Origin of the sequence: Mycolicibacterium chlorophenolicum (genome assembly GCF_001044235.1) — a bacterium.
Taxonomy (GTDB): Bacteria; Actinomycetota; Actinomycetes; order Mycobacteriales; family Mycobacteriaceae; genus Mycobacterium; species Mycobacterium chlorophenolicum.
The window spans coordinates 1-7704 of record NZ_JYNL01000062.1 but is presented as its reverse complement, the minus strand read 5'-3'; the positions used below and the strand labels follow the sequence as shown (position 1 = coordinate 7704).

The 7704-nt window shown below is 69.9% G+C and carries 11 protein-coding genes; all 11 read left to right on the top strand.

What is annotated here, in order from left to right; all coding sequences use genetic code 11:
* Window positions 1-88 precede the first annotated feature (88 nt).
* The 11 genes from MCHLDSM_RS22200 to MCHLDSM_RS22150 all read left to right on the top strand — a co-directional run bounded on the left by MCHLDSM_RS22200 (window position 89) and on the right by MCHLDSM_RS22150 (window position 7546).
* Complete coding sequence (locus tag MCHLDSM_RS22200; RefSeq protein WP_048472046.1) at window positions 89-271, top strand: glutaredoxin domain-containing protein; 183 nt, start codon at window positions 89-91, stop codon at window positions 269-271.
* Between the two features lie 29 nt (window positions 272-300).
* Complete coding sequence (locus tag MCHLDSM_RS38200) at window positions 301-939, top strand: hypothetical protein (RefSeq protein ID WP_013470238.1); 639 nt, start codon at window positions 301-303, stop codon at window positions 937-939.
* The gene (locus MCHLDSM_RS22190; RefSeq protein ID WP_013470237.1) at window positions 936-1556 is read left to right on the top strand and encodes a hypothetical protein; all 621 of its coding nucleotides are present in this window, start codon (window positions 936-938) and stop codon (window positions 1554-1556) included. The genes MCHLDSM_RS38200 and MCHLDSM_RS22190 overlap by 4 nt, the downstream gene beginning before the upstream one ends.
* Window positions 1556-1747, top strand: coding sequence for a hypothetical protein (locus MCHLDSM_RS22185; protein WP_006247565.1), 192 nt, complete (start codon window positions 1556-1558; stop codon window positions 1745-1747). The genes MCHLDSM_RS22190 and MCHLDSM_RS22185 overlap by 1 nt, the downstream gene beginning before the upstream one ends.
* 185 nt (window positions 1748-1932) lie before the next feature.
* On the top strand, window positions 1933-2502 hold the full coding sequence (locus tag MCHLDSM_RS22180) for a chymotrypsin family serine protease (protein WP_013470236.1): 570 nt from the start codon (window positions 1933-1935) through the stop codon (window positions 2500-2502).
* 610 nt (window positions 2503-3112) lie between these two features.
* Window positions 3113-3652 (top strand): hypothetical protein, encoded by a 540-nt coding sequence (locus MCHLDSM_RS22175; RefSeq protein WP_013470235.1) that lies wholly within the window; start codon window positions 3113-3115, stop codon window positions 3650-3652.
* A 77-nt stretch (window positions 3653-3729) separates the two neighbouring features.
* Complete coding sequence (locus MCHLDSM_RS22170) at window positions 3730-4017, top strand: hypothetical protein (protein WP_006247564.1); 288 nt, start codon at window positions 3730-3732, stop codon at window positions 4015-4017.
* A gap of 502 nt (window positions 4018-4519) precedes the next feature.
* Window positions 4520-5095, top strand: a complete 576-nt coding sequence (locus MCHLDSM_RS22165) for a hypothetical protein (protein ID WP_013470234.1) — start codon at window positions 4520-4522, stop codon at window positions 5093-5095.
* A 79-nt stretch (window positions 5096-5174) separates the two neighbouring features.
* Window positions 5175-5660 (top strand): hypothetical protein, encoded by a 486-nt coding sequence (locus tag MCHLDSM_RS22160; RefSeq protein ID WP_013470233.1) that lies wholly within the window; start codon window positions 5175-5177, stop codon window positions 5658-5660.
* Window positions 5661-6047: 387 nt separating this feature from the next.
* On the top strand, window positions 6048-6707 hold the full coding sequence (locus tag MCHLDSM_RS22155) for a hypothetical protein (RefSeq protein WP_013470232.1): 660 nt from the start codon (window positions 6048-6050) through the stop codon (window positions 6705-6707).
* 380 nt (window positions 6708-7087) lie between these two features.
* A complete protein-coding gene (locus tag MCHLDSM_RS22150; protein ID WP_011767739.1) occupies window positions 7088-7546 on the top strand; it encodes a hypothetical protein in 459 nt (152 codons plus the stop codon).
* Window positions 7547-7704: the final 158 nt, after the last annotated feature.

Sequence of the window (7704 nt, the reverse complement as noted above, 5' to 3'; positions counted from 1 at the left end):
TCCCTCAACAACCCGATCGCCTGCGACAGGCCATAACCACCCAGTTCAGAAGACCGTTTTTACGAATGACCCAACGCGGCAGGGGCAGATAAACAAAGCAGGTGTGGATTACGCGAAAGTCGACATCACCGTCGACAGCGACGCCCGCGACTACGTGATGGGACTGGGCTACCTGCAGGCCCCCGTCGTGGTGGCCGGCGGACAGCACTGGTCCGGTTTCCGGCCCGACCGCATAGCTGAGGTCAGCAAAGCCCACCCGCTGAGCGCCTGATCACCTTTGACCACGACAGGAGACCCACGATGTACCAGCTATCCATCGACCACCAAGGCCGGTCGGTCACCACCACCGACCACCCCGACCGCGACGACGCTCACCGCAGCCTCATCAACTACGTCATCGGCGCCGACTACTACCTGCGCCCGCTGCCCACGCACCCCGACACCACCCGCTACGAACTGCTCGCCCTGGCCGAACCCGACAGCCGCGCCACCAGGCCGCACCACACGGGACACGCCACCATCGCCCCGGCCGGTCACGAAGCCAGCGAGACCGCCACCTACCACGCCGCCGTCGCCGCGCAACGATGGATCACCGACCACCACGACACCTGGCACCACGGGTCCGACACCGACCCCGGAGCGCGCTACCCGCTGGCGGTCCTCACCGCCGCCCGCGCCGAAGGCCACTGCTGGTTCACCGCTGGCACACTCTGGCGCGAAGCCGCACAGCTGGCCGGAGTCGAGCTGCCCACCGCACCCGATCAGCATGTCCTGGAGACACTGCGCCATCACGCCCTGAGCCAGGCCGGTACTCACCCCAGCCCCGCCGAGCTGGCCGCCGCCGTGCACGCCGCTTTGCCCACCGCCACCACCACCGACCAAGCCAGCGCCCTGACCTGGTGGTATGCCCTGCTGATCTGGGGGGCCACCGCATCATGACCGCCGCGCACCGCGCCCCACTGCACGTCGTCCCCGACAACGACACCGACCGGGCGGCCGCCGAAGACTTCGAGCTCAGCGCCGAACCGAGCGGCGAAACCATCGCCGCACGCTGGGAGCCGGAAAATCAGCTCCTCGGAGCCCTGCTGTGGATGCCCTACACCCGAGCGCGCACGTTCTGCGACCTCATCCCCGACATCGCCATCTGGCGGCCCATGAACCGCTGGGTCTACGAGATCATCCGCCGCGTCACCGACGCCCGCCGCGACCCCGATCCGGTCACCGTATTGGCCTACGGTCGCCAACACGCCGCCACCCAGTCGCTGGACCCCACTCGCCCCCCGACCGCCGGCCAACACCACCGACTGGCCCTGCATCTGGCCGACCTCTACACCCACACCGTCAGCGCCGCCGCAGCAGCCAACCACGCGCGCGACGTGCTCGACGAGGCGTACCGCCGTGCGGTGCGCGAACACGGAATCCGCATGCAGCAGATGGCCGACAGTGGCGCCGACCGTGCCGACCTCACCACCCACATCAGCACCGCCCGCGACGACCTCGCCGAACTGTGGCGACGCGCCGAAGCGGCCGCCCAGCCCGGATGGGACCAGCCGTGATGAGCCCCGGCCGTACCTCCACCCCGGTCAGCGTCGATCTGCGCATCGCCGCCCGCGCTGGCCAAGCGGTCCAATCCTGCGCCGCCCAGGACCACGGCCAATCCGCCCGCACCGCGCACGCCTGGATCGACACCCTGCACAACCGCGCCCGCCGCGCTGCCGAGCGGCAACGCACGCGGTCGCAGCGCTGAGCCTGCGCCCGAACCTGGGTTGTCAGCGGTCGCGCCCACAATGATTCGCAGCACCCCACCAGGAAGAAAGGGACTCGCGATGCGGCCCACCCGAGCAGCAACACTGACCGCCCTCGCCGGGGCCCTCATCCCCATCACCAGCCTGTTCGCACCCGCGCTCGCTCAGTCATGCCGGCGCCTACACCGTGGCCGCCGGCGACGAGATCGCCGTGCACTCGAACACCGGGTCCACCACCTGCACGCTGGGCTACACCTACACCGCCGGGGCCACCACCTATGGGGTCACCGCCGGCCACTGCACTCGAGGTGGCGGCTCCGCAGTATCCGACCACGACAGCGGGGCCACCGGCGCCGTCGCCGTCGCCGTCAACGACCCCGATCCGCTTTTCGACGACTTCGCGCTGATCAACTTCGGCACCAGCCGATCGGTGTCCACGATCAACGGCATGCCTGTCAGCGGCATGGGTGTTCCAGATCCCGCAATCACCGTGTGTCGCAGCGGAATCCGCACCAAGACCGTCTGTGGACAGCTCGACGGGCGGCTACTCGGCTACCAATACAGCGTGACCGGGATGCCCGAAAGCATCCCCGGCGACTCCGGAGCGCCCGTGTGGCAGCCCGCCAGCGACGGCACCGCCACCATCGTCGGTATCTGGCTAGGCGAGCACCACACCCACAGCGGCACCCGCACCGGCCGCTTCACCAGCCTGACCGAATCGCTGACCGATCTGGTCGTCGCCGGCCTGCAGCGCTGACCCCGGGAGCGGGCCGGTGCCCGTGCACTGAGAAAAGCCGGCGCGCAGCGCCGCCCACATCTATCCACCAAACCCGCGCGCTGGGCTGAGAAACAACCCCGGTCCATTCTCGCCACGGTGCCGATTGCGCGAAATACCGCCTCGCAGAACCCGTTCGGGGTGAAGGCACTTATAGTGCCAGCCACAGACGGCCCGTCACCTCGCCCGCGCCCCACCTGTCAAGCGGCGCCCGGAGGCGCCGATGCCCGCCTGCGGCGGGCGTGGGTTTGGGTAGCTGCTCACCTTTAACCGTTCAGCTGGGTCGCCCAGTGTGACCGACGAGGCCCCGTCACGCGCAACCCACNGCTCACCTTTAACCGTTCAGCTGGGTCGCCCAGTGTGACCGACGAGGCCCCGTCACGCGCAACCCACACCCGCGCCGAACTGCGCAGGCCGAGTGAACTTTTCGGCCCAACGCCAGCTCGCCAGGGCGCTGCGCGCCGGCTCGCGCGGGCCGAAAACCCTGCTCCGCTCGTCACGGCCTCTTCGGGGTTGCGCGCGCCACCCCGCCGGTCCCCCGCACCCCCAGCGCTAACCGGCGCACCCACCCCGTACACGAACGGAGAACACCATGACCAAGATCGCCATCCCCGAGTCGCACATCGGCATCCCCGCCGGAGCGATCTCCCAGGCCTACGTACGACTGCGCGGCGCCCAACAGCCCGACATCAGCGTCCATCACGCCCACACCGACATCGCCCGCGTCACCCTCACCTGGGGACGCATCCTGTTCACCTTCTTCAACACCCAAGCAGCCCAGGGCGTGCTGGAAGCCTTCGGAGCCGCCCGCCAGGCGCTGGCCGGGCTCCCCGACAACCTCGCCCCGCGCGACCAACAGCCCTACGACGGGCCCGCCATCGGCGTCGACTGGACCCGACGCCCGCCCTACGCCGTCACCCGCCGCGAAGCCCTCACCCCCGACAAGCGACGCACCATCCGCTGGGTCGAGGTCTACATGCGGCCCGTGACATTCCAGATCGTCGACCTCGCCGCCTACCGCAGCGCTGTCGAAGTCCTCCAACTCGCCCACAAAACAGCCGCCGCCGTCTGCCTCGACGGAGACCAACACCGCTTCGATCCCACCGACGCCAGCTACCGCCCGACCCGGTGATCCACAGGGGCCGCACTTATCCACAACCGGGAGTGCGGCCCCTCCCGCCACCGCCTCCTGGCGGCGATCATCGGAACATGACCATCACCTGGGCAGTGACCAGCAGCGGCCACCGCAGCGAGCAGACCATCATCGGTCTCGGCGACAACCCCGCCCACGCACGCATCCGGCTCACGGCCGCCACCGCGGCCCTGATCGCCCGCGCCGGCGATGACGAATGGCCGCGCTACACACTGCACCTCGGAGCCGACATCGCCGCCATCATCCAGACCGGCCATGCCGTCGACGGCAGCCCCGACCACACCGGCACCGCCGAGCTCCTCGCCTGCCTGCACCACGACAGCCCCCACCCCTTCACGCCGTAACCCCCGCACACCACACCGGCGCGGTGCGGTGTCTTCGCCGTGCGCGGTCGCCGGGGCACTAGGTGCGACCGGCGGAGGCCCGCCTGCGGCGGGCGTGGTCCGTAGCCCCTCACCTTTAACCGTTCAGCTGGGTCGCCCAGTGTGACCGACGAGGCCCCGTCACGCGCAACCCACACCCGCGCCGAACTGCGCAGGCCGAGTGACCTTTTCGGCCCAACGCCAGCTCGCCAGGGCGCTGCGCGCCGGCTCGCGCGGGNGGTCGCCCAGTGTGACCGACGAGGCCCCGTCACGCGCAACCCACACCCGCGCCGAACTGCGCAGGCCGAGTGACCTTTTCGGCCCAACGCCAGCTCGCCAGGGCGCTGCGCGCCGGGCTCGCGCGGGCCGAAAACCCTGCTCCGCTCGTCACGGCCTCTTCGAGGTTGCGCGCGCCACCCCGCCGGTCCCCCGCAACCCCAGCGCTAACCGGCGCACCCAACCCGTACACGAACGGAGAACAACCATGACCACCCACACCGACCTCCTCGCCGGCGGCCGCCACACCTACTGGCTGGGCGAACGCCTCGCCGCCATCGCCACCGACCTGCTCTACTTCGTCGAACCCGGCCACGAGGAACTGCACCCCGACGGCATCCCCGACGGGCTGACCATCACCGCGCACCGCCGCAACCACACCTGGGGCTCCACCGCCCAGGTCTGGGCCCGAGACCCCCAGGGAGTCCTGCAGGCCAGCGCCGAATCCAGCGCCGCACACCCCGACCTCGGCCGCTCCTTCTCCGCACGCACCCGCCACTTCCGCGGCGGCGGCCTGCTCTGGACCCACACCGCACCCGTCGTCACCGATGAACCGATCAACCCGCTGGACCCCTGGAGCTACGCCGCTGTTGGCCGCCACCTCTACCAGCTGCGCCCCGAATACCGCCTCGACGGCGCACCCCTATGGCAGCTCCGCACCGACGACCTCGACACCGAGCACCCCCGCTTCGCCGGCATCGACTCCGCCACCACCCACATCGCCGAGTTCCTCGAACCCGCACCCGCACCGACCCGACGGCGCCGCGGCACCCGTAGCGCCTAACACCCACACCACGCCGGCGGCCGCCAACCCACCGCGGCCGCCGGCACCTCCCCTCCCGCACCACCGAAAGGACCCGACAATGAGCGAGCACGCCACCACCCCCGCAGGCGAGACGACACCCCTGCGACGCGACGGAAACGCCCACTACTACAACCAGATTGACCCGCCAGCAACACATTTCATCGAACAGACCGTGGCAGTGCACCTACGGCTCTCCGGCGACGGCACCCGCTGGATCGTCGACGGCCCCAGCGTCGACGGCCACCCGCTCGACAGCACCTACCGCGATCTAAGCGCCACCAACTCCGAATGCGCCTGCAGCCAGCCCAAGGAATGCACCCGGCTCCGCGACCACGCCGACACCCTGCCGCTACCCACCGGCGCCGAACTGCTCACGATGCTCGCCGCCGCCCTCGACGCACCCGCCGAGCTCATCACCGCCGAACAAGCCAGCAGCTGGGCCGGGCGCACCCTCACCGCCGACGAGCTCGACCGCCTCTCCGAAGCGATCCCGCACTCCTCAATCCCCGACGCCATCGACACCATCGCCGCCAGCTGGGACTAAAACTCAGCACCACGGGCCCGGTCACCCACCCCAGGGTGACCGGGCCCCCCTTTTCCTCCGGTCCTACCCGTCCGCAGCAGCCCCTCCGGGGCCCCTGGCGAACGTCCGATATCCGTAACCCCTCACCTATCTACCTGTCAGCAGCCGCCCAGCCTGACCGCAGGACCCCGAGCCGGCTCAACCCACACCCGCGCCGAACTGCACAGGCCGAGTGACCTTTTCGGCCCTGCCAACTCGCCGAAGGCGCTGGCGCGCCCGGCTCGCGCACGCCGAAAACCCTGCTCCGTCCCGGCGCGGCCTCTGCGGGGTTGACCCGCCCCACCCCACGGTCCACAACGCGGCCGCACTGACCGGCGCACCGCCGGTCACCAACAGTGAGGACCCACCATGTTTGACCCGTTCGACAAGATCGCCGTACCCACCACCGCCGGCACCTACGTCATCGCCCTGTACTACGACATCGACGCCGCCGCACCCGATTACAGCGACGACGGCGGATTCGTCTATCTCGGCACCGCCCGCACCATCAGCGCTCAACTGGGCGACGCCGCCCATGACGTCGCCGCCCTGCTGCGCCAGCACACCGCCGCCAATGACTCCCTCAACGACCATGAGTACCGGTCCGCGGCCGCCCTCTGCCGCTACCTGTGGCTGACCCGCGGACTCACCGGCATCCTGGAAGTCACCCGCAGCGGCGACCGCTACGGCACCGCCGAGCCCAGCGCCGACCGCTACCGCAGCATCGACGGTCTGGCCTGGGCGCCCGCCGACGCGACAGCACCCCTGGACTACACACGTGGCACCGTGGCCGCCTACGACGCCTGGGCCAACGGCGAGGTCTACGGCTACACCGTCGTCGCCCCCGACGGCCGAGACGTCGCCTCCTGCTGGGACTTTTACGCCGACCCCGACGAGCCGATCACCGCTGACGCTCCCCCCGGCCTGGCCATCATGGTCGCCGAGGCGCGCGAGGAGATCGACCAGGACGTCGAAGCACGGACGGCCCAGGCCAACACCATCGGGTCCGGATTCATCGGGCTCATCTAAAAACACTGTCCCGGCGAGCCGGCCACCGCGACATCCACCGGTGGCCGGCCGCCCTACAGCGACCCACCGCGTGCTGGCGGCCGCCCTGGCGGGCGCCGGATGCCCGCCTGCGGCGGGCGTGGGTTGGGTAGCTACTCACCTTTAACCGTCAGCAGAGGTCGCAGCCTAATCGGCCGGGGGCCCGACCGGTCAACCCACACCGAGGCCGAACTACGCAGGCCGAGTGACCTTTTCGGCCCTATCAAGCTCGCTGCCGCTCGCGGGCCGAAAACCCTGCTCCGTCCGGCGTCGGCTCTTCGGGGTTGACCGCCCACCCTCACCCGATTGACCGCTCCCCAGCGCTGACCGGCGCACCACTCACCACGAGAAACGGGAGAACAATGGACCACGCATTCGAACTCGCCTTCGACCTTCTCGCCGAAGCCGCCGACCGCATCCAGCACCAGCAGTACGGCATCACCCGGAACCTGCACCACAACCACGGACCGATCCAGCTGACCACCGTCCACGAGTACAGCCCCGAACAGGGACACCACCTCGTCCTGCTCGCCAACGACGACTACGGACTCCTGGCCGCCATCGAAGCCACCGCACCCGACCTCGACACCACCCCCGACACCCGCATCCAGAAAGTCCGGGCCGGCGACCTGACCTTCCACGCCGTGCCCGGCACCTGGTCCTACCGCGCCACTGGCGCCCACACCTACACCCTGACCGCCGGAATCGGCGACGAGCCGATGTGGACCCTCACCATCGACCACGCACCCCTGGCCCTGGCCTACGACGACCTCCACCAGGCCATCGACGACGTGCTCACCACCGAACCCGTCGCCGCCTAACCGATCTGCGGCCGGGCCCGCCACCACCAGGCGGGCCCGGCCCCATCCACCCACTGAAAGGACTCTCAATGAAGAAGTCAAGCCGCGGCGGTGACCGGGGGTGAATCAGGTTGCCAGGTCCGGTTGTCACGGATGAGGGCGTAGAGAACGTTGGTGCG

Bases quoted from the DNA above. Each gene is read 5' to 3' on its own strand.
- MCHLDSM_RS38200 (WP_013470238.1), top strand. From the start codon at position 301: ATGTACCAGCTATCCATCGACCACCAAGGCCGGTCGGTCACCACCACC.
- MCHLDSM_RS22190 (WP_013470237.1), top strand. From the start codon at position 936: ATGACCGCCGCGCACCGCGCCCCACTGCACGTCGTCCCCGACAACGAC.
- MCHLDSM_RS22185 (WP_006247565.1), top strand. From the start codon at position 1,556: ATGAGCCCCGGCCGTACCTCCACCCCGGTCAGCGTCGATCTGCGCATC.
- MCHLDSM_RS22175 (WP_013470235.1), top strand. From the start codon at position 3,113: ATGACCAAGATCGCCATCCCCGAGTCGCACATCGGCATCCCCGCCGGA.
- MCHLDSM_RS22170 (WP_006247564.1), top strand. From the start codon at position 3,730: ATGACCATCACCTGGGCAGTGACCAGCAGCGGCCACCGCAGCGAGCAG.
- MCHLDSM_RS22165 (WP_013470234.1), top strand. From the start codon at position 4,520: ATGACCACCCACACCGACCTCCTCGCCGGCGGCCGCCACACCTACTGG.
- MCHLDSM_RS22160 (WP_013470233.1), top strand. From the start codon at position 5,175: ATGAGCGAGCACGCCACCACCCCCGCAGGCGAGACGACACCCCTGCGA.
- MCHLDSM_RS22155 (WP_013470232.1), top strand. From the start codon at position 6,048: ATGTTTGACCCGTTCGACAAGATCGCCGTACCCACCACCGCCGGCACC.
- MCHLDSM_RS22150 (WP_011767739.1), top strand. From the start codon at position 7,088: ATGGACCACGCATTCGAACTCGCCTTCGACCTTCTCGCCGAAGCCGCC.